The sequence below is a fragment of the Streptomyces lucensis JCM 4490 genome (assembly GCF_014650035.1).
Classification (GTDB): Bacteria; Actinomycetota; Actinomycetes; order Streptomycetales; family Streptomycetaceae; genus Streptomyces; species Streptomyces lucensis.
Map to the genome: position 1 here is coordinate 80,366 of NZ_BMUE01000021.1, position 23,377 is coordinate 103,742.

Genomic DNA, 23,377 nt, shown 5'->3' on the forward strand with positions numbered 1-23,377 from the left:
CCGGCCCACCGGTTCGATCGTTCAAGGGCGACGGAGCAGGGGCTTGGACCGGCGGCTTCAGGACGCGAGGTCGTACGCGGACTGGCTGGTCACCCAGGCGTCCACCTCGTGCCAGCGGTAGCGCAGGTGGCGGCCGACCTTGTGCACGTTGGGGCCGATGGCCCGGTACTTCCACTGGTAGAGGGTCTTCACCGGCACGCCGAGGTAGGCAGCGACTTCCGCCGGGGTGGCCAGCGGACCACGCCTGGCAGCGTCGGCGGTGGAAGAGGCGTTGGCGTTGCGGGCAGCGGTATTCGGCATACGGCTCCTTTTCGGTCATGGACAGCGTGCCTGGACAACACAGCCACACCGCGAGCGAAGAAGTCCAGCGTTGGTTCTAAAACTCTCCACTAATTCCCTCGGCGTGGCTGGGAGGGGGAATAACCGTAGAGGCGGATCGGCCGTTGACCAAAAAGTCGGCGGCTACGTCCTCGTCCTTGAGCCCACGAGGGGTCCCCCTCAGGGTCGGTGCCGGCCGTTGTCGCAGGCCAAAGGGTGACTAGGTAGGTGCGCAAATGAGCTGGAGCGGGCGGTGAGCACATCGGTAGATACCTGCTCAAAACACCCAAACTTTCCGCGCGACGGCAAGTTAGCACAGCGACCTGCGGGAATTGCCCGTCCGCGCCTCGTGAATAGGAGAGATAAACGCCACGCCGCCCACGGTCACCTGGCGGCGAGTTCTGTAGAGTTTTAGAGCCAACTCTTGCCATAAAGGTCAGCTGCAAGTTACAGCTACCTGTCATGGCAACTCGACCCGTCGAAATAGGCCCCGCCGGCCTCCACGTCGCCCGCGCCATAGAGCGAATACGCATCGCGCGCGGCCTGACGCAGCACCAGTTGGCTGTTCGATGCACCACGCTGGGACGCCCGATGTCCAACACCGCCCTCAGCCGCACCGAGCGTGCCCACCGCCGCTGCGACGTCGACGACCTCATCGCGATCGCTGCCGCCCTCGGCGTTTCGCCTGCAGCCCTGCTGCCTCTGGAGACCTCTCCGATCCAGACCTGGGAGCGCATTGAGGGGGTCCTTCTTGGCTGACGTGTACGACCGCTGGCACAAGTCCCACCCCAAGCCCACCGAGGCCGAGTGTGGTGAACACAAGAGCCGTACGCGGCAGATGGTCCCCACCGTCGATCACGGCGTCGGCAAGCGTTGGCAGGTCCGCTACCGCGATTTGGACGGCCGTCAGCGCAAGGAGAACTTCGACACGAAGGCCGAGGCGGACAACCGGGCCGCTGAGGTCGACGTCGAGATCAGGCGCGGCTCCTACGTCGTACCAGCCGAGACGAAGCAGACGCTCGGCGTCTACGCGCAGAAGTGGCTGGACGCGAACTCCGTCGGTCCGACGACAGCCCTCCGCTATGAGGCGACGGTCCGCAACCACATCGTCGAGCACCTCGGGCGACGCGAGCTGCGTTCCCTCAACCAGCCCTCGGTCATCCAGGGCTGGATCCGCACTCTTCAGGACGCCGGCCTGGAGGTGTCGACGATCGAGGGCATCTTCGACATCCTCTCCAGCATCCTCGGCGCGGCCGTGGAGGACGGGCTGCTGCCGAAGAACCCCTGCAAGGCGAAGTCGGTCAAGCTGCCGACCGCGACCAAGAAGAAGATCATCCCTTGGCCGCTGGAGCGCGTTCGCGCAGTCATCGCCGGCCTGCCCAAGCGCTTTCACGCCGGCGGCAAGCTGGCCTTCGGCTGCGGCCTGCGCCAGGGCGAGGTCTTCGGCTTCGCCGTCGAGGACATCGACTTCAAGGGCGGCTGGATCCACGTGAACCGCCAGGTGCGGCTCGTCGGCACGAAGGCCGTCTTCGCGCTGCCCAAGGGGAACAAGATCCGGTCCGTGCCTCTACCGGCCCAGCTTGCCGCTGCCCTCAAGGCGCACATGAAGGAGTTCCCGCCGGTCGAGGTCACCCTGCCCTGGGCCAAGCCGGACGGCGAGCCGAAGACCTTCCGCCTTCTCTTCGTCGACCAGAAGGGGCGGGCGTACAACCGCAGCGTCTTCAACATGGGCGACTGGAAGCGCGCCCTGGCCGCCGCCGGCGTGATCCCTCCCCGCGAGCGCGGTGCGAGGTACCTCCAGGCGGCCCGGGAGGACGGGATGCACGCCCTCCGGCACGCCTACGCCTCCGTGCTCCTGGATGCGGGGGAGAGCATCAAGGCGCTCTCCGAGTACCTCGGCCACTCGGACCCGGGCTTCACGCTGCGGACGTACACGCATCTGCTGCCGTCCAGCGAGACGCGGACCCGCAAGGCCATCGACGACGCCTTCACGGAGGAGTCTGCAGGAGGAGCCCAGGGCACATCAGTGCCCCCGGCGAAACCAATGTGCCCTCAATGTGCCCTGGCCGCCTGAAGGCCCCTTCCGGCACATGACGAGGGCGGGGTCCGAAAACCCCGCCCGCTACCCGAGAAACCCCAGCTCAGGGCCAGACGAGGCAGTACGGCTGATGCCCCGCGTCATGCAGCCGCTTCGAGAAGTCCTGCCACTCGTGCAGCAGCTGGTACACGTTGAACGCGTCCCGCGGGCCGCCCCGGTCCGGGACCGTCGACCAGATGAAGGCCGCCGCGCCGACCGCCTCCTCACCGATGCCGCGCAGGGGGTCGACGACCGTCGTGGGGAGTTTCACGACCGCGTAGTCGGGGTGCAGGACGACCAGTTCCAGGGGCGGCACCTTGTGCAGGGGGACGCCCTGGATGCCGGTCAGCACCATCGCGGCCATCGTCTCCGGCTTGATCCGGGTGAACATGCCGTTCATGCCCAGCTCGTCGCCGCCGAGCTCCTCGGGTCGCATCGAGATGGGGACGCGGGCCGCGGTCGCCCCGTCCGGCGCGCCGAAGTATTTGTACGTCACCCCCACCCGACCACCCTTCCTGCTCTCCGCCGCGAGGCGGTCGGCCCGGTGGTCGAGCCGGCGGTCGGCCGGTAGCTCCAGCCGCCGGTCCAGCTGCTGGTCGATCTCCCGGTCGAGCTGCCGGTCGTACCGCTCGGACTCACTCGGTACACCCTGTGCCTGACGTGCGTCGGTCTGACGTGCCTCGGTCGTTTCCTCCGCTTCGCGCCGGTGCCTTCCCCGCCGGGCACGCCGAGGACCCAGGTCATCGGTCCCCTCGCCCAGTCCGCCACCGCGATGCATATCTCCACCCGACTGCTTTTCTAGGACGCGTGGCCCCCGCCGCGCAACCCGATCATCGTGTCAGTGACCTCCCCCACGGCCGACCGCCGAAACGTGCGGTGGAACAACAGGCCGCGCGGGAATCTTCCCGATCCCTGATCATTACGTGCGTATGAGCTGTGTGTATCAGCTCTCAGTCTCGCAGATGGCGGATGGCGCCGCTTTGTCCCGAGGCCGACCGCTCTCCGGCCGGGGTGCGGCCTACCCTGAGGGGTGTCACCACGCAACCGGAGTCCGAGAAGCCGGAGAACCCGCACCTCATGAGCGCCCTGAGCGAAACGCCCTATCCGTACGAAGCGCCCGCGTCCCAGGCGCTCTTCGACCGTGCCCGCGCCGTCACGCCCGGCGGTGTGAACTCCCCGGTGCGGGCCTTCCGCGCCGTCGGCGGCACCCCGCGGTTCATGGTGTCGGGGAAGGGGGCCTACCTCACCGACGCCGACGGGCGCGAGTACGTCGACCTCGTGTGCTCCTGGGGTCCCATGATCCTCGGGCACTCCCACCCCGAGGTCATCGCCGCCGTCCACGAGGCCGTCGCCCGCGGCACGTCCTTCGGCACGCCCGGTGAGGGCGAGGTCGCGCTCGCCGAGGAGATCGTCGCCCGGGTCGAGCCCGTGCAGGAGGTGCGGCTCGTCAGCAGCGGCACCGAGGCGACCATGTCGGCGATCCGGCTGGCCCGCGGCTTCACCCGCCGGTCGAAGGTGATCAAGTTCGCCGGCTGCTACCACGGGCACGTCGACTCGCTGCTCGCCGCCGCCGGCTCCGGCGTCGCCACCTTCGCGCTGCCCGACACCCCCGGTGTCACCGGCGCCCAGGCCGGCGACACGATCGTGCTGCCGTACAACGACCTGGAGGCCGTGCAGGAGGCCTTCCACCGGCACCCGGGTGAGATCGCGTGCGTGATCACCGAGGCGTCGCCGGGCAACATGGGCGTCGTGCCGCCGGACCCGGGGTTCAACCAGGGCCTGCGGGACGCCTGCCACAAGAACGGCGCCCTCTACATCTCCGACGAGGTCATGACCGGCTTCCGGACCAGCAGGAGCGGCTGGTACGGGGTCGACGGCGTCGTGCCCGACCTGATGACCTTCGGCAAGGTCATGGGCGGCGGTTTCCCCGCCGCCGCGTTCGGCGGGCGCGCCGACGTGATGGCCCACCTGGCGCCCGCCGGGCCCGTGTACCAGGCCGGCACCCTCTCCGGGAACCCCGTCGCCACCGCCGCCGGACTCGCGCAGCTGCGGCTCCTCGACGACGCGGCCTACGACACGGTCGACGCCGTCTCGGCGCAGATCCGCTCCCTCGTCACCGAGGCGCTGAGCAAGGAGGGCGTCGCGCACCGGCTGCAGACGGCCTCCAACATGTTCTCCGTGTTCTTCACCGACCGGCAGGTGCGGGACTACGAGGACGCCAAGCGGCAGGACTCCTTCCGGTTCACCGCGTTCTTCCACTCGCTGCTGTCGAACGGCGTGTACCTGCCGCCGTCGTCCTTCGAGTCCTGGTTCGTGTCCACGGCCCACGACGAGCGGGCCATCCAGAAGATCGCCGACGCCCTTCCGGCGGCGGCCCGGGCGGCTGCGGAGGCCACCGCGTGAGCAACGGGAACAACAGCAGCGGCAAGGACGTCACCGTCGTGCACCTGATGCGGCACGGCGAGGTGGAGAACCCGGACGGCATCCTCTACGGCCGCCTGTCCGGGTACCACCTGTCCGAGCTGGGCCGGCAGATGGCCGACCGGGTCGCCGAGCACCTCGCCCCGCGGGACGTCACCCACGTGTGCGCCTCCCCGCTGGAGCGGGCGCAGGAGACCGCCACCCCGATCGCCAAGGCGCACGGTCTCGACCTGGACACGGACGAGCGGCTGATCGAGGCCGAGAACGTCTTCCAGGGCAAGACGTTCGGCGTCGGGGACGGCGCCCTGCGCAAGCCGGACAACTGGAAGTACCTCGTCAACCCGTTCCGGCCGTCCTGGGGCGAGCCGTACGTCGACCAGGTCGTGCGGATGATGGGCGCGCTCAACGCCGCCAGGGACCGGGCGCGCGGGCACGAGGCGGTGCTGGTCAGCCATCAGCTGCCGATCTGGATCGTGCGGTCCTACGTCGAGCGCCGGCGGCTGTGGCACGACCCGCGCAAGCGGCAGTGCACGCTCGCCTCGCTGACGTCCTTCACCTACCAGGGCGACAAGATCGTCTCGGTCGGCTACAGCGAGCCCGCCATCGACCTCGTCCCGGCCCACCTGCGGGCCGGCGCCAAGCCCCAGAAGGGCAAGGGCACCGCCCAGGGGAAGGCGTTCGGGGCCTGACGGACCGCCGGATCTGATGGTCCGTTTTACAGTTGCTTAGGGTGTTTTCGCGGTAACTGATACGTAAAGCACAAGAATTGACGGAACCTTCCCGATCGTCGCGCCCTCTGACTGGGTGAACCAGCAGGCGCGACGAATCGGGGATCTCCATGCGCACCGACTCCCGGACCATCTCCCGGACCTTCTCCCGGCGGGGGGTGCTCGGCCTCGGCGCGGGCGCGGCGGCCGCCACCGGTCTCGTCGGCTGCGGGAGTCTCAAGTCCTCGGACGGTGCCGGGCACCGGGACGGTTCCGGCGCGGGCAAGGGCGGGCACAAGGGCGACGGCAGGAACAGCCCCGGCGAGCGCCCGGCGCGGCCCATAGGCGACGGCTCCACCTCCTTCACCGGCAGGCAGCCCCACCAGCCGGCCCGGCCCGAGCCGCTGGAGCCGGGTCAGACCCCGCCGCAGTTCGTGGTCTTCTCCTGGGACGGCGCCGGCGAGGTCGGCAACGGACTCTTCCCGCGCTTCCTGGACCTCGCCAAGGAGCACGGCGCGAGCATGACCTTCTTCCTCTCGGGGCTGTACCTGCTGCCCGAGTCCAAGAAGCGGCTGTACGAGCCCCCGAACAACCCGCGCGGCGCCTCCGACATCGGCTACCTCGCCGACGACCACGTCAAGGCCACGCTCGCCAACGTGCGCCGGGCCTGGCTGGAGGGCCACGAGATCGGCACCCACTTCAACGGGCACTTCTGCGGCGGGAGCGGCAGCGTCGCCAACTGGACCCCGCAGCAGTGGCGCAGCGAGATAGGGCAGGCCAAGGCGTTCGTGAAGGAGTGGCGGACGAACACCGGGTGGAGTGATCTGCCGTCGCTGCCGTTCGACTACGACAAGGAGCTGGTCGGCGGCCGCACGCCCTGTCTGCTCGGGCAGGGCAACCTGCTGCCCACCGCCCGGAAGCTGGGCTGGCGCTACGACGCCTCCTCGCCGGGCGGCCGCCAGGTGTGGCCGGCGAAGAGGCTGGGGATCTGGGACCTGCCCCTGCAGCAGATACCTTTCCCCGGGCGTTCCTTCGAGGTCCTGTCGATGGACTACAACATGCTCGCCAACCAGTCCGTGAACTCGACCAAGGCCCCCGCCTACAACTACCCGGGCTGGCGCAAGCAGTCCGCCCAGGCGTACATACAGGGATTCAAGCGGGCATACGAGACGAACCGGGCGCCCCTCTTCATCGGCAACCACTTCGAGCAGTGGAACGGCGGCATCTACATGGACGCCGTGGAGGAGTCCTTCAAGCACATCGCGCGCGAGAAGGAGAAGGGCGCCGATGTGCGACTCGTCTCCTTCCGCCAGTTCGCGGACTGGATGGACGTGCAGAAGCCCGAGGTGCTCGCCCGGATGCGGACGCTGGACGTCGGGCAGCGCCCCGCCGGCGGCTGGAAGGAGTTCCTGCGGGACACCAAGTCCGCCTCCTCGGACGCCGCCTGAGGGCGATGGGAGCCGGTGTCCGGAATGTCCCGTGTAAATATGCCCTGAGATGCGGGTTTCCGCCCGGCAGGGGGGTGCGCAAGATCCCCGGAACAGCCATGCGAAACTTTTCACATGAGTACCCGTAGCCGCGCCGTTCTGCTCAGTGCCGTGGCCGCCGTGGCGGGCCTTACCCTGTCCGCGTGCGGCAAGGGCGGCACCTCCGGCGGTGGCGGCGACACCCACTTCGTCACCGGCCACGACGGCATCGCCACCGTGGCCGAGGGCGAGCGGGCCGCGGCGCCCGACCTGTCCGGCAAGACCATCGACGGCAAGACCCTGGACGTCGCCGACTACCGGGGCGAGATCGTCGTCGTCAACGTCTGGGGCTCATGGTGCAGCCCGTGCCGCGAGGAGGCGAAGTACTTCGCCAAGGTGTCGAAGGACTACTCCGGCAAGGGCGTGCAGTTCGTCGGCATCAACACCCGCGACACCAGCACCACCCCGGCCCTCGCCTTCGAGGAGGACAACGGGATCGGCTACCCGAGCCTGTACGACCCCACGGGCAGGCTGATGCTCCGGTTCAAGAAGGGCACCCTCAACCCGCAGCTGATCCCCTCCACGCTCATCCTCGACAAGGAGGGCAGGGTCGCCGCGCGGGCGCTGGAGCCGCTCGACGACACCACGCTGCTGAAGATGCTCAAGCCCGTCCTGGCGGAGAAGTGACGTGAGCGCACTGCTGACGCTCGCCGCGGACGCGGGCGGCAACGCGACCGTACGCAGCGGCGCCCTGCTGGTCGCCCTGCCCATCGCCGTGCTCGGCGGCCTGGTCTCCTTCTTCTCGCCCTGCGTGCTGCCGCTGGTCCCCGGCTACCTCTCCTACGTCACCGGAGTCGTCGGCACCGACCTGGCCGAGGCCAGACGCGGCCGGATGCTGGCCGGCGCCTGCCTGTTCGTGCTCGGCTTCAGCTCCGTCTTCGTCTCGACCGGGGCGCTGTTCGGCTACTTCGGCTGGACTCTCCAGGAGCACAAGGACGTCCTGACCAAGGTGCTCGGCGTGCTCATGATCCTCATGGGCGTTCTCTTCATGGGGCTGATGCCCTGGTTCACCCAGCGCGAGTTCCGCTTCCACAAGCGTCCGACGACGGGCCTGGCGGGCGCGCCGATACTCGGCGCCCTGTTCGGCATCGGCTGGACGCCCTGCTTCGGTCCCACCCTCACCGCGGTGAACGCGCTCTCCATGGACCAGTCGAGCGCCGCACGCGGCTCCCTGCTGATGATCGCCTACTGCATGGGCCTCGGCGTCCCCTTCGTCCTCACCGCCCTCGCCTTCCGCAAGGCGCTCGGCGCGTTCGGCTGGGTCAAGCGCCACTATGTGTGGGTGATGCGCATCGGCGGCACGATGATGATCGTGACCGGCGTGCTGCTGCTCACCGGCGCCTGGGGTCTCCTGATCCAGCAGATGCAGACCTGGTCCGACGGCTTCACTGTGGGGATCTGATCCATGAGCACAACCGACACCGACAACAGCCGGGGCCAGGAGGACCAGCAGGAGGACCTCGGCGCGGCCGGCTCCCAGCTGTCCACCGCGCCGCGGGACGAGATCTCCTCCGTGCCCGGCCTCGGCCTCATCGGCTGGACCCGCTGGTTCTGGCGGCAGCTGACCTCCATGCGGGTCGCGCTGCTGCTGCTCCTGCTGCTCTCGCTCGGCGCGATCCCCGGCTCGCTGATCCCGCAGACCGGCGCCGACGCCGCCAAGGTCGAGGCGTTCCGGGCCGCGCACACCACGCTCGCGCCGGTCTACGACAAGCTCGGCCTGTTCCACGTCTACAGCTCGGTGTGGTTCTCCGCGATCTACATCCTGCTGTTCGTCTCCCTCATCGGCTGCATCATCCCGCGCACCTGGCAGTTCGTCGGCCAGCTGCGCGGCCGTCCGCCGGGCGCGCCCAGGCGGCTGGACCGGCTGCCGGCGTACACGACGTGGCGCACCGAGGCCGACCCCGAGCAGGTCCGCGAGGCCGCGCTCGCCCTGCTGCGCGGCCGCCGCTTCCGCGCCCACACCGCCGGTGACGCCGTCGCCGCCGAGAAGGGCTACCTGCGCGAGGTGGGCAACCTGGTCTTCCACAGCGCGCTGATCGTGATGCTCGTCGCCTTCGCCTCCGGCCAGCTGTACAAGTCGGACGGCACCAAGCTGATGGTGGAGGGCGACGGCTTCTCCAACGCGCTGCCGATGTACGACGACATCAAGTCCGGCAGCCTGTTCCAGGCCGACGACCTCGTGCCGTTCAGCTTCGACCTGAAGGACTTCAAGGGCACCTACGAGCTGACCGGCCCCAACCGCGGCACCCCGCGCACCTTCGAAGCGAAGATCACCTACAGCAAGGGCGCCTACGGCAAGGAGCGCTCGACCACCGTCAAGGTCAACGAGCCGCTGGAGATCGACGACTCCAAGGTCTACCTGGTCAGCCACGGCTACGCGCCCGTCATCACCGTCCGCGACGGCAAGGGCAAGGTCGTCTACCACGCCCCGGTGCCGCTGCTGCCGCTCGACGGGAACGTCACGTCGCAGGGCGTGATCAAGGTGATGGACGGCTACCGCGACGCCAAGGGCGCCAAGGACATGCTCGGCGTGAAGGCCTTCTTCCTGCCGACCTACGGCGGTGCGGGCAGGGAGGTCGCCTCGGCGTTCCCGGCGCTGCTGAACCCGGTGCTCAACCTGGAGCCGTACCACGGCGACCTCGGCGTCAACTCGGGCATCCCGCAGAGCGTGTACCAGCTCGACAAGACCCACATGAAGGCGTTCAAGGACACCGAGGGCCGGCAGCTGAGGGGGAACCTCAAGCCGGGGCAGACCCTGAAGCTCCCGGACGGCGCCGGCTCGATCACGCTCGAGAAGGACGTCAAGGAGTGGGCCGGCTTCGAGATCGTCCAGGAGCCGGGCAGCGGCTGGGCGCTCGGCGGCGCCCTCGCCGCGATCTTCGGCCTGGCCGCGTCCCTGTTCATCCAGCGCCGCCGCGTGTGGGTGCGGGCGGTGCGCGGCGCCGACGGCGTCACGGTCGTCGAGCTGGCCGGTCTCGGCCGCAGCGAGTCCGCGAAGGTGCCCGAGGAACTGGGCGCCCTCGCCGGAACCCTCTACGACAAGGCGCCGGGGGCACCCGAACCCGACGACGACTCCACCGAAACTCCCGTCGCACCTGCCGAAGGGGCTGAGAAGTGACTCCCGCCGCCGCAACCGACCTCGCCGTCGCGACCAACGAACATCTCGCGAGCATCAGCAACACGCTGGTCTACTCGTCGATGGCCGTCTACACGCTGGCGTTCTTCGCGTACATCGCCGAATGGCTCTTCGGCAGCCGCAGCAAGGTGGCCCGGACGGCCGCCGCGCTCACGGCCGCGCCCGAGGCCGCGAAGGCACCCGCCGTCACCGTGCGGAAGGCCGGCGGGACCGCCGTGCTGGAGCGGCCGAAGGTCGTCGTCCGCTCGGCGTCCGGCGCCCGGGACGTGCCGGACGGTCCCGGCGCGCACGGCGGCGACGTGCAGGGCGACCTGTACGGCCGGATCGCCGTCTCCCTCACCGTGCTCGCCTTCCTCGTCGAGCTGGGCGGCGTCGTCGCCCGCGCGGCCTCCGTGGAACGGGCGCCGTGGGGCAACATGTACGAGTTCAACATCACGTTCTCCACGGTCGCCGTCGGCGTGTACCTCGCGCTGCTGGGTCTGAGGAAGAACGTGCGCTGGATGGGCCTGTTCCTGGTCACCACGGTCCTGCTCGACCTGGGTCTGGCGGTCACCGTCCTGTACACGGCGAGCGACCAGCTGGTCCCGGCGCTGCACTCGTACTGGCTGTACATCCACGTCTCCACCGCGATCTTCTGCGGCGCGGTGTTCTACGTCGGCGCGGTCAGCACGATCCTGTACCTGTTCAAGGACTCGTACGAGAGCAAGCTGCAGGCCGGTGGCAGGCCCGGTGCCCTCGCGACCTCGGTGCTGGAGCGGCTGCCCGCCTCCGCGTCCCTCGACAAGTTCGCCTACCGGGTCAACGCGGCCGTCTTCCCGCTGTGGACGTTCACGATCATCGCGGGCGCGATCTGGGCGGGCGACGCGTGGGGCCGCTACTGGAACTGGGACCCCAAGGAGACCTGGTCCTTCATCACCTGGATCGCCTACGCCTGCTACCTGCACGCCCGTGCCACGGCCGGCTGGAAGGGCCGCAAGGCCGCCTACCTGGCGATGATCGCGTTCGGCTGCTGGCTGTTCAACTACTACGGCGTGAACATCTTCGTCAGCGGCAAGCACTCCTACGCGGGCGTGTAGTCGCCCGGTCGGTGACACTGGTGTCATGAGCGGTTCCATCGAACAGGGCACCAGCCAGATGCACGGGAACACGCACATACTCCACTTCCTGGTGCGGATCCCGCGGAGCATGGAGGACGTCTGGTCGGCGGTGGCCACCCCCGAGGGGCTCGGGGGCTGGTGCACCGCCGTCGACGTCCTGGAACCCCGGCTCGACGGCGCGGTCACCCTGCGCGAACTGGGCTCCGGGCGGATCACCGCGTGGGACGTGGACCGGGTCGCCGAGTACACCCTCGGCGCCGGGGGCCGGATCCGCTTCCACCTCGAGCGGGGCGGGGACGAGGAGTGCGTGCTGCGCTTCACGCACGAGTCCCAGGGCGAACGGGAGACCGAGTCCGGCTGGCGCACCCGGTTCGAACGCATGATCGCCGCCCTGGAACCCCCGCGGACCCTCCCCGGACAGGAACCCACCCGGCCCCTGCCCGGCCAGTTCACCTAGGGGCCTGACCGACCGTTCCCGTCGGCCCCCCGACGCCTGGCACGCCCTGCGACCTGTCCGTCGGACAGGCCCTACGACGGCGGCAGGCACTCCTTGCCCGGCGGCCTGCCCTCCGGCCAGGCGATGCGGACGAAGCGGGAGCCGCCCTGCTCGGTCAGCTCCACGATCGGCACGGCCTTGTCGTACGGGTTGCCGTGCACGTCGAGGCAGATCCAGCCGCTCGCCCCGTCCACCCGCAGCGAGCCCTTGACCTGCGGCCACTGCAGGCCCACGTCCGTGAGCGCCGGCACCTTCCCGCCGTCCGGCACGGCCTCGCGGATGCCGTGCACCGCGAGGCGCAGGGTGTCGTACCCGATGATCAGCTGCCCGTCGTCCAGGGCGACGGATCCGAGCGGACCCGCCGGTCCCCGCCCCGCGGCCGTCAGCAGCCGCCGCAGCGCGGCGAAGCCGGCCGCCGAGCCGCCCGTCCCCGCCGGGTCCGCCGTCCAGGCGTCGGGGTGGGCGAGCGAGGTGTAGCGCACGGAGAGGTTGTGCCGCAGGGCGGTGCGGTCCAGGGCCTTCTCGTGCGTCAGGTACGAGGCCTCGTCGCCGGTCAGCACCGTGAACTTCCGGTCCTGGCAGCCGCGACCGCCGAGCGCGTTGATGAACTGCCGCAGCTGGGTGTGGCGGCCCGCGAACAGGATCGTGTCCGTCCGCCGCGAGGTGTCGCAGACCAGGTGCGTGATCTGCCGGAAGGTGTTCGCGGTCGTGCCCTCCTCGCTGCGGTCGGCGGGCGGGGTGAACGGCTGCGGCTCGTACGGCGAGCCCTTGATCAGCGCCGCGAACGACTCCTGCAGCGTCCGCGTGTACGGATCGCCGGGCCTGTCGTACACCAGCAGCGCCTTGCCCGCGCTCACCTTGGCGAAGGAGGCCAGCGCACGGGCCTCGTCGGTGTTGGTCGGCGCCACCCTGGCGAGCCCGGGGTAAGGGTCCTCGCCCTGCTGCCCGTTGGCCAGGTCGTCGGCGGTGATGGAGGAGCCGATCACCGGGACGCGGCGCCGGGTCAGCTCCTCGACGGCCTTCTTGTTGGCGTCGGTGCTCTGCCCGACGCCGGCCACCGCGCGCAGCCGGTCCGCGCTCGTCGTCATCGCCGTCAGCTGGTCGACCGTCCGCCGCCAGTGACCGCCCGTCGCCCCCGGGTTGGCCAGCACCAGCCGGATCAGCGGCGCCTCCCCGTTGGCCTCGTGGTTGGCCTGGTACTGCGCCAGGTAGGCGCCCTGGAGCTGGTGCCGGATGTCGTTCTGGCTGGTCGGGGAGGCGGTGGTGTACGGCAGCATCAGCGCCACCGTCACATAGGTGCCGGGCTTCAGGCGGTCGTTCTCCCGCCCGATCGCCGCCACGACGTCCCGCAGCCCGGCCTGCCCGAAGGCGTACGGCCCCGTCGCCACGCCCACGCACTCCTCGCTGCCCTCCGGCCGGCTCACCCCGGCCGCGCAGGAGCGGTCGTCGTGCGTGAGGACCCGTACCGCGAACACCAGCCCGGCCACCAGGGCCGCCGTCACCAGCAGCGCCAGGTAGCGGCGCAGCGGGATCTCCCACACGCTCTCGCGCAGCCGTGTGCCCACACCCCCGCGTGCCATCACGCCGCCCCCCTGCGGTCGTCCGGGCCGTCGTCGGTGTCGTCCGCGTCGTCGGAGCGGTCGGCGCCGTACCGGCCGTCCAGCGGGCGCCCGGCGAGCGCCGCCGCCGGCCAGTCCCGGGAGGCCCGCCACAGCAGCGCGTTGCCCGCCGGCCGCAGGTTGGACAGCTGCTCCAGCTCGAAGCGGAGCCGGTCGCACACCAGCGGGTCGGGCGGCACCAGGGGGTCCGCCAGCAGCCACACCGCGTGCAGCAGCCGCCGGATCCGCGCGTGCAGCACGGCGTCCACGCCCTCCGGCACCGGTTGCCCGTCGTCCGTGCGGCCCAGCGCCACCGCCACCCGCCGGTCGGCGCGCCCGGCCGTGTCACGGCCCTCGGCGTCGTGGGCGTGGAAGTAGGGCGCGGACGCGACGAACCGCAGGGTGCGCAGCCAGGAACGGGTGCCGGCCGTCGGGAAGGTGTCGCGCAGCTCCGCGACCGCCGGCTCGGTGACGCCCAGGGCGAGTTGGTGGTGCAGCCGGTAACGGGCGTGCCCGGGCGCGGTGTAGTGGGCGACCAGCGTCTCGTGCGCGGTGCGCCAGGACGCGTGGCCGGCGTCCCGCAGGTGCAGCCGGAGCAGCAGCAGGGTGCGCACGAACGGGTCGCCGACGAACTGGCCCCGCGCGGCCGGCAGCCCCTCCTCGGCGAGCAGCGTCTGTAACGCCCGTACGCTCGCCGGGCCGAACGTGTCCGGCAGCAGGGCCGAGGCCAGCGCGCAGGCCGAGCCGTGGTCGTGCGCGGCGGCCAGCACGGTCAGCTCCTCCAGGCGCTCGGGCGGCACCAGCCGGTCCAGCAGCACCTCGTAGGCGGGCCGGCCGGGCCGGTCCTCGGCGGGCCGGACCTCGGCTCTGAGCAGCTCGCCCAGCGCGGACACCCCGGGCAGGTGCTGCGCGGCCGCCTCGGCGAGCAGTACGACCCCCAGCGGATTCCCGCCGGTCAGCCGGTGCGCGGCGAGCGGGAGCCGGGCCGGGACGGGGGTGTCCTCGCAGACCGCGCCGACGATGTGCAGGGTGTCGTCCGGCCCCAGCCTCGGCAGCGCGACCAGCAGCGCCCGCGAGGAGGGGGCCGCGCCGGGCGCCCAGCCGGTGCGCCGGGCCACCTCCGGCAGCTCCCGCCGGACCGCGCCGGGCAGTTCCCCGCGTCCGTCGCCGCGCCGGGCCGCGACGAACACGACCTGGTCGGCGATGCCGTCGGTACGGTCGCGCAGCACGGCGGCCACCAGCTCAGGGCCCGGAGCGCACTGCGCGTTGTCGAGCAGCACCAGCGGCCGGCCGAGTCGCTGCATCCGCGGCAGCACGCCCGCGTACGCCTCGGTGAGGTCGGCCAGCAGCGCCCGAACCAGATACCGCTCGGCGTGCTCGCGCGAACCGTCGCCCGCCCGGAAGTGCCCGGACAGCAGGATCAGCCCGCGCTGGGCGTTGCCGCCCGCGTTCGGGTACGTCCGGTACCAGACGGACGCCTTCTGGTGCCGGCGGCTGGCGAAACCCTCGGCGACGGACTCCAGGGTCGCCTCGATCGCGCCCGACACCAGCGGGCCGGTCCCGGTGGCCGCCGCGACCACCTTCGCCGCCACCTTCCCGGCCATGCGGCCGGCCAGCCCGCTGATCCACGAGCCGGTCTCGTTCAGCAGCAGGATCCGCTCGACCTCCCGGCGGATCCGCTCGGAGTCCGCGTCGCCCCAGCCGCCCGCCGCCACCGCGACCAGGCCCGACATCAGCCTCGGGAAGGTGATCCGCCCGGCGCCGGTCACCGGCTCCGCGAGCTGCTCGGCGAGCGACAGCAGCGCCTGCGCGAGCGGCGACCAGGACTCGGCGGGCCGGTCCGCGGGCGGACCGGCGAACTGGGCCTCCGCGCAGTCGACCAGCGCGAGGGGCGTGTGCCCCTTGTAGGACTCCCGCAGCTCGGCGAGGACCGCGCTCTTGCCGAGCCCGCGCGCCCCGGTCAGCACCACGAACGGCGGCTCGTCCGGGTGCTCCAACGGATGACCGCGGTGATGGTGGGGCCGCAGCCCCACGAGCCGCGGCGCGAGACCGGCCGGATCGACGTCGAACAGCGCCCCACACCCGTGCAACCGTCTGTGCACCGCATCTCCCCCTCAACAGCAGTGTAGAAAGGGGGAGTTGCTTCAGGCCAGGGTCAGCGGTGTCCCTCTTGTCAGGAAACCGCCGAGAGGCTTCCGTGGGCCACCGAGGCGATGTGGTCCCGCAGACGCTCGACGTACAGCCGCAGGTTCTTCGACGCCGTGTCCGTGTCCGGGTACCGGCTCGCCAGCCACAGCCCCTCGTGCAGCCGGTTCACCCACACGCACACCTGGTCCCCGTACGACACCCGCAGCAGCCCGTGCGCCTTCAGCTCCGCCCACCGTTCGGCGCCGGGGATGGCCCGGGTGTCGACGTAGGAGACGATCGAGTACAGGTCCGGCGAGGTCGGCCGGAAGTCCGCGCCGAGCAGCGCGAGCACCCGGGCCAGCGGCATCCGGGCCAGGGACCGGTTCGCCTGCAGCTCGGCGCGCACCGTCCGCAGCACGGCGGGGAAGGCCGGGGAACGGCCGACGGGCACCTCGATCGGGGCGCCGCCCACGTACCAGCCCACCGAGTCGCTCCACCGCGACTTCACCCGGGTGTGGAACGGCACCACCGTCCGGTACACCTGCTGCCCGCCCAGCTCGTGGACGATGAGCGCGGTCGCGGCCAGCAGGCCGACCAGGCTGCCGCCGTAGGGCCTGCAGTACGCCTCGAAGGCCGCCGCCTCGCTCGCGTCCGCCAGCGGTTCGCACAGCATCCGCTGCCGGGGCAGCGGGCCGCCCGGCTCCACGCCCAGGTCGACCGGGAAGCTCGGCAGCGTCCCGTCGCAGCGGTGGATGAACTCCCGCCAGCGGTCCACGACGGCGTGCCGGCCGTCGATGCCGTCCGCGTCCGCCCGCTCGATCTCGCAGAAGTCGACGTAGCTGGCGGGCGGCTCACGGAGTCCGGGCTCGGTCCCGGCCAGGACCGCCGCGTACAGCTCGTGGATCTCGGCGGCGATCCGGTGCACCGAGTAGGCGTCGACGTTGCTGTGGTCGAACGCCATGTACACGCTCGCCCCGTCGCCCCGTACGACCGCCGCGTAGATGAGGTTCGGCCAGCGCAGCGCGTCCGCGACCGTGTCGAAGCGGTTCTGCAGGTGCCGTACCAGGTCGTCCGCGTCGGGGAAGTCGCCCACCTCCTCCCGGCACAGGGACACGTCGGCGGCGTCGAGCGTGAACCGGCGCAGTTCCTCGCCCGCCCAGCGGAAGCCGCTGCGCAGCGTCTCGTGCCGCACGGTCCAGGCGCGCAGCGCCTCCTGCAGCACGTCGAGGTCGACCGGGCCGGGCAGGTCGAAGGCGGTACCCAGCCAGGTCGGCACGAACAGCCCGTCCTCCCGGACGCACTTGGCCGTCCGGATGTGCGACTCCTGGATGTAGGCCGGAGGCCGGGAGTCGTCCGGCAGCCCTGTCGCCACCGCGACGGTCGCCGGGCTCAGCGTCCACTCGACGAGCCGTCCCGGCCGGACCTCGCAGCGCTGGATGTCAGTGATTCGCACGCGTCTCCCATCGCAGAAGGGGGCCCCAGGATGCGGGCCCCCCTCATGGCAATGCCGTGCGACGCGGCCGGGACATGCCCGTCCGGCCCAATTCAGCGGAACGGGTGGCGGACCGAACAGGGAAGTGAATAGCCGCCTCACCCGGCCCGCGGCCCCGGCGACCCCGCCGGCCGTCACCGCTTCTCAGGACCTGACCTGCGCCCATCGGCGGCACCGATGCGGTCATCGGCGGGACGCCCCACTGGCGCGTGGACCGGCGCCCCGGGCCGCTCCTAACTTCGTGGCATGACCCCAGAGAACAAGGGCACGGCCCAGCTGACGACCGCGATGGTGCTCTCCGGCACCCTCGGCCTCTTCGTCGTCGAGTCGGGCGCCTCGCCCTTCGACGTCGTCTTCTTCCGCGTCCTGTTCGGCGCCCTGGCGCTGGGCTCCTACGTCGTCGCCCGCGGCTGGCTGCGCGGCCACGGATTCACCCCGCGCACCCTCGCACTGGCGGTCCTCGGCGGCGTGTTCATCGTCCTCAACTGGGTCCTGCTCTTCCAGTCGTACGAGAACACCTCCATCTCCGTGGCCACCGTGGTGTACCACACCCAGCCGTTCTACGTGGTCCTGCTCGGCGCCCTGCTGTTCCGCGAGCGCCTCACCGCCGCCAAGGTGGGCTGGATCGTGCTGGCCTTCGCCGGCCTGGTCCTCGTCTCGGGCGTCACCCCGGGCGACTTCGCGAGCGGCGGCGCGTACCTGACCGGCATCGGCCAGGCACTGCTGGCCGCGCTGCTCTACGGTCTGTCCACGCTGGTCACCAAGCGGATCACCGGAGTGCGCCCGCACCTCATCGCCCTCGTCCAGGTCCTGGTCGGCATCCCCCTGCTGCTGCCCTTCGCGGACTTCGGCGCCATGCGGGGCACCGGCTGGGACTGGGGCTGGCTGGTGGGCCTCGGCCTGATCCACACCGGGATCATGTACGTCCTGATGTACGCCGCCTACGCCCAGCTGCCCACCTCGAAGATCGCCGTGCTCGCCTTCGTCTACCCGGCGGTCGCCATGGTGATGGACTGGGCGGTGTACGGCCACCACATCGGCCTCGTGCAGGCGCTGGGCGTCCCGCTGATCGTGACGGCCAGCCTCAAGGTCACCCTTGCTCGGACACCAGCCGCCGCGCCTGCTCCACGAACAGCCGGGCGTGCGCCGGGAGCCGCTTCCCGGACCGCCACGCCAGCTGCGTCCGAAGCGTGAACGGCGCCTGCCAGGCCAGCCGTACGAGAGAACCCTCCGCGAGTTCGGCGGCGACCGTCACCTCGGGCAGCAGCGCGATCCCGAGGCCGGCCGCCGCCGCGCGCTTGGTCGCCTCGATCGTGCCGAACTCCATGAACTCCACCGGCTCCAGCGCCGACAGCTCCCGCTCGAACAGGTCCCGGTAGGCGCAGCCCGGCTCGGTGGCCAGCAGGGGCCGCCCCGTCAGGTCGGCCGTCGCCACCGGCACCCCGGCCAGCGCGTGCCCGGGCGCCGCGACCAGCGCCAGCGGCTCCACCGCCAGCACCGCGGTCTGAAGCCCCGGGTGCTCGGTCTCCTCCTCCATCAGGAAGCCGACGTCGTACGTGCCCTGCCGCAGCGCCTGCCGGGTCTCGTCGCCGATGGTGGTCCGCAGCGCGAGCCGCACCTTGGGGTGGCGGTGGTGGAAGAACTCCAGCAGCGGCGGGAGCCGGTAGGAGGTGAGCGACTCCATCGTGCCGACGGTCAGGGTGCCCGACGGCTCCTCCGGCTCGGTGACGGCCGCCCGCGCCTCCTCGGTCAGCTCGATGATCTGCCGGGCGTAGGGCAGCAGCCGCTCGCCCGCCTCCGTGAGCCGGATCCGGCTGCCGAGCCGGTCGAACAGCTCGGCGCCCAGGGAGGTCTCCAGGGCCCGGATCTGGCTGGTCACGCTGGACTGCGCGTACGACAGCTCGGCCGCCGCCCGCGTGAAGCTCAGGACCGTGGCGACCTTCTCGAAGGTGACGAGCAGGCGGAGTTCCACGGCTCAGTCGTTGTTCTTCGGGTTGTTCTCGTCCAGGGACTTGAGGAACTCGGGGTTGTCGTCGGGTGCGACCCAGCCGGCGCCGGTGTTCCGGTGCCGCTGCGCCGGGGCCGAGCCGTTCGCCGGGGCGCCGCGCACCTTGCCGGTGATCAGCCAGGCGACCGGGCCGACCAGCACCTCCCCGAAGAGCAGGACGATGATGACCCACACCACCTTCGGCAGGTGCCGCACCTCTTCCTCGGGGGTGTTCAGACAGTCCACGAAGGCGTAGATCCACAGCGCCAGGACCAGCAGGAACGGCAGATACCTGAGCATGGCGTGCGATCTCCCCACGACGTGAGACGGCCCCGGTGACCGGCCCAGGGTAGCGGGTGGCCGATACTGGGACGCATGGCTTACGACGATCTTCGCTCCCTGCTGCGGGCGCTGGAGCGCGAGGGCGACCTCAAGCGCATCAAGGCCGAGGTCGACCCCCACCTGGAAGTCGGGGAGATCGTCGACCGGGTGCAGAAGTCGGGCGGACCCGCGCTGCTCTTCGAGAACGTCAAGGGCTCCGCGATGCCGCTCGCGATGAACGTCTTCGGCACCGACCGCCGGCTGCTCAAGGCGCTCGGCCTGAAGTCTTACGGCGAGATCTCCGAGAAGATCGGCGGCCTGCTGCGGCCCGAGCTGCCGCACGGCTTCGTCGGCGTGCGCGAGGCCTTCGGGAAGCTGGGCGCGATGGCGCACGTGCCGCCGAAGAAGGTGAAGGACGCGCCCGTTCAGGAGGTCGTCCTGCACGGCGACGACGTCGACCTCGACCGGCTCCCGGCACTGTTCACCTGGCCGCAGGACGGCGGCTCCTTCTTCAACCTGGGCCTGACCCACACCAAGGACCCCGAGAGCGGCATCCGCAACCTCGGCCTGTACCGGCTGCAGCGCCACGACCGGCGCACCATCGGCATGCACTGGCAGATCCACAAGGACAGCCGCAACCACTACCAGGTCGCCGCCCGCCGGGGCGAGCGCCTGCCGGTCGCGATCGCCTTCGGCTGCCCGCCCGCCGTCACCTACGCCTCCACCGCCCCGCTCCCCGGCGACATCGACGAGTACCTCTTCGCCGGGTTCCTCGCGGGCAAGCGGATCGAGATGGTCGACTGCAAGACGGTCCCGCTCCAGGTGCCCGCCAACGCCGAGGTCGTCCTGGAGGGCTGGCTGGAGCCCGGTGAGATGCTCCCGGAGGGCCCCTTCGGCGACCACACCGGCTTCTACACCCCGCAGGAGCCCTTCCCGGCCCTGCGCATCGACTGCGTGACGATGCGGAAACGGCCGCTGCTGCAGTCGATCGTCGTCGGCCGCCCGCCGACGGAGGACGGCCCCCTGGGCCGCGCGACGGAGCGGTTCTTCCTGCCTCTGCTCAAGATCATCGTCCCGGACATCGTGGACTACCACCTGCCCGAGGCCGGCGGCTTCCACAACTGCGCGATCGTCTCGATCGACAAGAAGTACCCGAAGCACGCGCAGAAGGTGATGCACGCCGTCTGGGGGGCGCACATGATGTCGCTGACCAAACTGATCGTGGTCGTGGACGCCGACTGCGACGTCCACGACCTGCACGAAGTGGCCTGGCGGGCCCTCGGCAACACGGACTACGCCCGCGACCTCACGGTGGTCGACGGCCCCGTCGACCACCTCGACCACGCCTCCTACCAGCAGTTCTGGGGCGGCAAGGCGGGCATCGACGCCACCAGGAAATGGCCCGAGGAGGGCTACACCCGGGACGGGGGCTGGCCGGAGATGGTCCTGTCCGACCCGGAGACGGCCGAACGCGTCACCCGGCGCTGGAAGGAGTACGGGCTGTGACTTCCGCCTCTGCGGCGATCCCGCAGCCGGGACGCACGAAGGCGTTCCTGCGCCTGGTGATCATCGAGCACTCGGTCTTCGCGCTGCCCTTCGCCTACATCGCCTCGCTGACCGCGATGTACCAGTGGGACGAGAACATCCACTGGGGCCGGCTGCTGCTGGTGACGGTGTGCATGGTGGGCCTGCGCACGTTCGCCATGGCCGCCAACCGGATCATCGACCGGGAGATCGACGCCCGCAACCCGCGCACCGCGCACCGCGAGCTGGTGACCGGCACGGTGTCGGTACGGCAGGCCCAGGTGGGCGCCCTGGTCGCCCTGGTCGTCTTCCTCGGCGCGGCGGCCCTGCTGAACCCGCTGTGCCTGGCCCTGGCGCCGGTCGCGGTGGTCCCGATGGTCGTCTACCCCTACGGCAAGCGGTTCACGAACTTCCCGCAGGCCATCCTCGGTCTCGCCCAGTCCATGGGCCCCATCGGCGGCTGGCTGGCCATCTCCGGGTCCTGGTCCTGGGACGCGGTGATCCTCGGCGTCGCGGTCGGCGTCTGGATCGGCGGCTTCGACCTGATCTACGCCTGCCAGGACGTGGAGACCGACCGCCGGATCGGCGTCAAGTCGGTCCCGGCCCGCTTCGGCGTCCCCGCCGCGGTCTGGGGCTCGCGCGCCTGCCACACGGTGACGACGGCCCTGCTCGTCTGGTACGCCCTGGCCACCGGAGCCGGCGCCTTCTTCTGGCTGGGCCTCGCGGTCGTCGCGGGCGCGTTCCTGTACGAGCACAGCATCGTGCGCCCGCACGACCTCTCCCGCGTGAACAGGGCGTTCTTCAGCGTCAACGGCTTCATCGGCATCGCCCTGTTCGCGTGCGCGCTGCTCGATCTCCTCGTCCGCGGCCTGACGGTCTGACGAGCCGGGGGCACCCGGCCTGAGGAGCAGGCGACCCGCCGGTACGCTCAAGGTGTGAACGCAGGAGATTCGCAGCGCGTGCCTTGGATCGTGGGGGTGTCCGGAGCTTCCGGTACGCCGTATGCGGCTGCCGTGCTGCGGGCGCTGCTGGAGGCGGGGGAGGCCGTCGACCTCGTCGTGTCGCGGGCCTCGCGGCTGACGCTGCTGGACGAGACGGGGATCTCCTTCCGCGACGCCCACTGGCAGGACGACCTGCGGGAATGGCTGGCCAGGGGCGCCGACGGCAAGCCCGGGAGCTTCGCGGTGGACGTCAGCGGGGTGCGGTACTGGAGCGCGGGGGACCTCGCGGCCGGGCCGTCCTCGGGCTCGTACCCGGTCACGGGCATGATCATCGTGCCCGCCTCCACGGCGTGCGTCGCCGGTGTCGCCCTCGGGCTGTCCAAGGACCTGCTCCAGCGGGCGGCGAGCGTGACACTGAAGGAACGCAGGCCACTGGTCGTGGCCGTACGGGAGACCCCGCTGAACGGGCAGACCCTGCGGCACCTCGTGGCGCTGGACGACGCCGGCGCGAGCGTGGTCCCGGCCTCCCCGGCCTTCTACGCGGGCGCCACCCACATCCAGGACCTGGTGGACTTCGTCGCCGGGCGGGTGCTGGACGCCGCGGGCGTCGGGCACGGCCTGTACCGGCGCTGGAAGGGCGAACTGGGCGGCGGCACGGCGGGCTAGCCCGCGGGGCGCGGCACCTCACCTCTCATCTCCTCTCAACACTTCGAGAACTCCACAACTTTTCAGGGGAAGGCTTCGATCGCATGGACGCGGTGGACAGGCAGCTCATCCAGGCCCTGAGGGAGAACGGCCGGGCTTCCTACGCGGAGCTGGGGCGCCTCGTCGGCCTGTCGGGACCCAGCGTCACCGACCGCATCAACCGGCTGGAGGCCGCCGGGGTCATCACCGGCTACCGGGCCACGGTGAACGCGGCCTCCCTCGGCCTCGGCGTGATCGCGCTGATCGGCATCTCGCTCTCGGACGCCGCCGACCACGAGGACGTGGCCCAGCGGCTCAAGGAGCTCCCCGAGATCGAGGACTGCTGGTTCATCGCCGGCGACGACTCCTTCATGCTCAAGGTGCGCGCGACGGACGTGGACGGCCTGGAGCGGATCATTCGGCGGCTGAGCGGGACCAAGGGCGTGTCCCGGACCCGTACCACCATCGTGCTGTCCACGAAGTGGGAGAACCGGGTCGGAGAGCTGCCGGAAGAGGTCTAGGGATACCGTTGGCCGGGCTGTCGTAGAAAGGTGTGGGCATGGACGTCGGGCTCAAGCGCGAGCTTGAGGAGAAGGTCCGTTCGGGTGAGCGGCTGACCCGTGAGGACGGCATCGCGCTGTACGAGTCGGACGACCTGGCGTGGCTCGGGGGTCTGGCGCACGAGGTGCGGACCCGTAAGAACGGTGACGTGGTGCACTTCAACGTCAACCGGCACCTGAACATGACGAACGTGTGCACGGCTTCCTGTGCGTACTGTTCCTTCCAGCGCAAGCCGGGGGAGAAGGACGCGTACACGATGCGGATCGAGGAGGCGGTGAAGCTCGCGAAGGCGATGGAGTCGGAGAGCCTGACCGAGCTGCACATCGTCAACGGGCTGCATCCAAACCTGCCGTGGCGGTACTAC

The 23,377-nt window shown here is 70.9% G+C and carries 22 protein-coding genes and 1 pseudogene; 16 read left to right on the top strand and 7 right to left on the bottom strand.

Annotation, left to right across the window (positions count from 1 at the left end):
- Positions 1–57 precede the first annotated feature (57 nt).
- Entirely contained in the window at positions 58–300 is a 243-nt protein-coding gene (locus IE177_RS32005) for a helix-turn-helix transcriptional regulator (RefSeq protein WP_079173374.1), read from the bottom strand.
- Positions 301–780: 480 nt separating this feature from the next.
- On the opposite strand from IE177_RS32005, the gene IE177_RS32010 reads away from it, so the two are divergent.
- Both IE177_RS32010 and IE177_RS32015 read left to right on the top strand, forming a co-directional pair.
- Positions 781–1,077, top strand: coding sequence for a helix-turn-helix domain-containing protein (locus IE177_RS32010; RefSeq protein WP_190018969.1), 297 nt, complete (start codon positions 781–783; stop codon positions 1,075–1,077).
- A 1-nt stretch (position 1,078) separates the two neighbouring features.
- A complete protein-coding gene (locus IE177_RS32015; RefSeq protein WP_190018991.1) occupies positions 1,079–2,392 on the top strand; it encodes a tyrosine-type recombinase/integrase in 1,314 nt (437 codons plus the stop codon).
- Between the two features lie 67 nt (positions 2,393–2,459).
- Here the strand turns inward: IE177_RS32015 and IE177_RS32020 are convergent, their stop codons facing one another.
- Positions 2,460–3,173 (bottom strand): hypothetical protein, encoded by a 714-nt coding sequence (locus IE177_RS32020; protein ID WP_190018970.1) that lies wholly within the window; start codon positions 3,171–3,173, stop codon positions 2,460–2,462.
- 308 nt (positions 3,174–3,481) lie between these two features.
- Here IE177_RS32020 and hemL point away from each other — a divergent pair, with 308 nt between their 5' ends.
- The 8 genes from hemL (at position 3,482) to IE177_RS32060 (ending at position 11,739) form a co-directional block, all read left to right on the top strand.
- The gene (gene hemL / locus IE177_RS32025; protein ID WP_190018992.1) at positions 3,482–4,798 is read left to right on the top strand and encodes a glutamate-1-semialdehyde 2,1-aminomutase; all 1,317 of its coding nucleotides are present in this window, start codon (positions 3,482–3,484) and stop codon (positions 4,796–4,798) included.
- Positions 4,799–4,845: 47 nt separating this feature from the next.
- A complete protein-coding gene (locus tag IE177_RS32030; protein ID WP_373305217.1) occupies positions 4,846–5,505 on the top strand; it encodes a histidine phosphatase family protein in 660 nt (219 codons plus the stop codon).
- 149 nt (positions 5,506–5,654) lie between these two features.
- Entirely contained in the window at positions 5,655–6,971 is a 1,317-nt protein-coding gene (locus tag IE177_RS32035; protein ID WP_190018972.1) for a polysaccharide deacetylase family protein, read from the top strand.
- 114 nt (positions 6,972–7,085) lie between these two features.
- The gene (locus IE177_RS32040) at positions 7,086–7,676 is read left to right on the top strand and encodes a TlpA family protein disulfide reductase (protein ID WP_190018973.1); all 591 of its coding nucleotides are present in this window, start codon (positions 7,086–7,088) and stop codon (positions 7,674–7,676) included.
- A 1-nt stretch (position 7,677) separates the two neighbouring features.
- Positions 7,678–8,451 (top strand): cytochrome c biogenesis CcdA family protein, encoded by a 774-nt coding sequence (locus IE177_RS32045; RefSeq protein WP_190018974.1) that lies wholly within the window; start codon positions 7,678–7,680, stop codon positions 8,449–8,451.
- A 3-nt stretch (positions 8,452–8,454) separates the two neighbouring features.
- Entirely contained in the window at positions 8,455–10,167 is a 1,713-nt protein-coding gene (gene resB, locus IE177_RS32050) for a cytochrome c biogenesis protein ResB (protein ID WP_190018975.1), read from the top strand.
- Complete coding sequence (gene ccsB / locus IE177_RS32055; RefSeq protein WP_190018976.1) at positions 10,164–11,261, top strand: c-type cytochrome biogenesis protein CcsB; 1,098 nt, start codon at positions 10,164–10,166, stop codon at positions 11,259–11,261. Before resB ends, ccsB begins: the two co-directional genes overlap by 4 nt.
- Positions 11,262–11,286: 25 nt before the next feature.
- A complete protein-coding gene (locus IE177_RS32060; RefSeq protein WP_190018977.1) occupies positions 11,287–11,739 on the top strand; it encodes an SRPBCC family protein in 453 nt (150 codons plus the stop codon).
- A 71-nt stretch (positions 11,740–11,810) separates the two neighbouring features.
- Here the strand turns inward: IE177_RS32060 and IE177_RS32065 are convergent, their stop codons facing one another.
- From IE177_RS32065 to IE177_RS32075, 3 genes are all read right to left on the bottom strand, one after another.
- The gene (locus IE177_RS32065) at positions 11,811–13,358 is read right to left on the bottom strand and encodes an ABC transporter substrate-binding protein (RefSeq protein WP_190018978.1); all 1,548 of its coding nucleotides are present in this window, start codon (positions 13,356–13,358) and stop codon (positions 11,811–11,813) included.
- Entirely contained in the window at positions 13,358–15,478 is a 2,121-nt protein-coding gene (locus IE177_RS32070) for a hypothetical protein (RefSeq protein WP_229816360.1), read from the bottom strand. Before IE177_RS32070 ends, IE177_RS32065 begins: the two co-directional genes overlap by 1 nt.
- 71 nt (positions 15,479–15,549) lie before the next feature.
- Positions 15,550–16,956, bottom strand: coding sequence for a condensation domain-containing protein (locus tag IE177_RS32075; RefSeq protein ID WP_190018979.1), 1,407 nt, complete (start codon positions 16,954–16,956; stop codon positions 15,550–15,552).
- A gap of 285 nt (positions 16,957–17,241) precedes the next feature.
- On the opposite strand from IE177_RS32075, the gene IE177_RS32080 reads away from it, so the two are divergent.
- On the top strand, positions 17,242–18,189 hold the full coding sequence (locus tag IE177_RS32080) for a DMT family transporter (RefSeq protein WP_190018980.1): 948 nt from the start codon (positions 17,242–17,244) through the stop codon (positions 18,187–18,189).
- Here IE177_RS32080 and IE177_RS32085 read toward each other — a convergent pair.
- Together IE177_RS32085 and IE177_RS32090 are read right to left on the bottom strand one after the other, a co-directional pair.
- Complete coding sequence (locus IE177_RS32085) at positions 18,086–18,967, bottom strand: LysR family transcriptional regulator (RefSeq protein ID WP_190018981.1); 882 nt, start codon at positions 18,965–18,967, stop codon at positions 18,086–18,088. The genes IE177_RS32080 and IE177_RS32085 overlap by 104 nt on opposite strands.
- A gap of 12 nt (positions 18,968–18,979) precedes the next feature.
- A pseudogene (locus tag IE177_RS32090) lies at positions 18,980–19,282 on the bottom strand (PLD nuclease N-terminal domain-containing protein); the annotation flags it as partial.
- Positions 19,283–19,357: 75 nt separating this feature from the next.
- Between IE177_RS32090 and IE177_RS32095 the strand changes: the two are divergent.
- The 5 genes from IE177_RS32095 to IE177_RS32115 form a co-directional block, all read left to right on the top strand.
- Positions 19,358–20,809: a menaquinone biosynthesis decarboxylase gene (locus IE177_RS32095; protein WP_190018983.1), complete on the top strand. Its 1,452-nt coding sequence runs from the start codon at positions 19,358–19,360 to the stop codon at positions 20,807–20,809.
- Positions 20,806–21,708 (top strand): menaquinone biosynthesis prenyltransferase MqnP, encoded by a 903-nt coding sequence (gene mqnP / locus IE177_RS32100; RefSeq protein ID WP_190018984.1) that lies wholly within the window; start codon positions 20,806–20,808, stop codon positions 21,706–21,708. The genes IE177_RS32095 and mqnP overlap by 4 nt, the downstream gene beginning before the upstream one ends.
- Positions 21,709–21,786: 78 nt before the next feature.
- A complete protein-coding gene (locus tag IE177_RS32105) occupies positions 21,787–22,434 on the top strand; it encodes a UbiX family flavin prenyltransferase (protein WP_190018985.1) in 648 nt (215 codons plus the stop codon).
- Between the two features lie 83 nt (positions 22,435–22,517).
- A complete protein-coding gene (locus tag IE177_RS32110; RefSeq protein WP_190018986.1) occupies positions 22,518–22,973 on the top strand; it encodes an Lrp/AsnC family transcriptional regulator in 456 nt (151 codons plus the stop codon).
- A 38-nt stretch (positions 22,974–23,011) separates the two neighbouring features.
- Positions 23,012–23,377: radical SAM protein (locus IE177_RS32115; RefSeq protein WP_373305216.1), on the top strand; the 366-nt coding region annotated here is incomplete at its 3' end.

Excerpts from the sequence above, each read along its gene's own strand:
- IE177_RS32010 (WP_190018969.1), top strand. The coding sequence starts at position 781 with ATGGCAACTCGACCCGTCGAAATAGGCCCCGCCGGCCTCCACGTCGCC.
- IE177_RS32065 (WP_190018978.1), bottom strand. The coding sequence starts at position 13,358 with ATGGCACGCGGGGGTGTGGGCACACGGCTGCGCGAGAGCGTGTGGGAG.
- IE177_RS32095 (WP_190018983.1), top strand. The coding sequence starts at position 19,358 with ATGGCTTACGACGATCTTCGCTCCCTGCTGCGGGCGCTGGAGCGCGAG.
- IE177_RS32040 (WP_190018973.1), top strand. The coding sequence starts at position 7,086 with ATGAGTACCCGTAGCCGCGCCGTTCTGCTCAGTGCCGTGGCCGCCGTG.
- IE177_RS32060 (WP_190018977.1), top strand. The coding sequence starts at position 11,287 with ATGAGCGGTTCCATCGAACAGGGCACCAGCCAGATGCACGGGAACACG.
- IE177_RS32020 (WP_190018970.1), bottom strand. The coding sequence starts at position 3,173 with ATGCATCGCGGTGGCGGACTGGGCGAGGGGACCGATGACCTGGGTCCT.
- resB (WP_190018975.1), top strand. The coding sequence starts at position 8,455 with ATGAGCACAACCGACACCGACAACAGCCGGGGCCAGGAGGACCAGCAG.
- IE177_RS32110 (WP_190018986.1), top strand. The coding sequence starts at position 22,518 with ATGGACGCGGTGGACAGGCAGCTCATCCAGGCCCTGAGGGAGAACGGC.
- IE177_RS32035 (WP_190018972.1), top strand. The coding sequence starts at position 5,655 with ATGCGCACCGACTCCCGGACCATCTCCCGGACCTTCTCCCGGCGGGGG.
- IE177_RS32030 (WP_373305217.1), top strand. The coding sequence starts at position 4,846 with ATGCGGCACGGCGAGGTGGAGAACCCGGACGGCATCCTCTACGGCCGC.
- IE177_RS32080 (WP_190018980.1), top strand. The coding sequence starts at position 17,242 with ATGACCCCAGAGAACAAGGGCACGGCCCAGCTGACGACCGCGATGGTG.
- IE177_RS32005 (WP_079173374.1), bottom strand. The coding sequence starts at position 300 with ATGCCGAATACCGCTGCCCGCAACGCCAACGCCTCTTCCACCGCCGAC.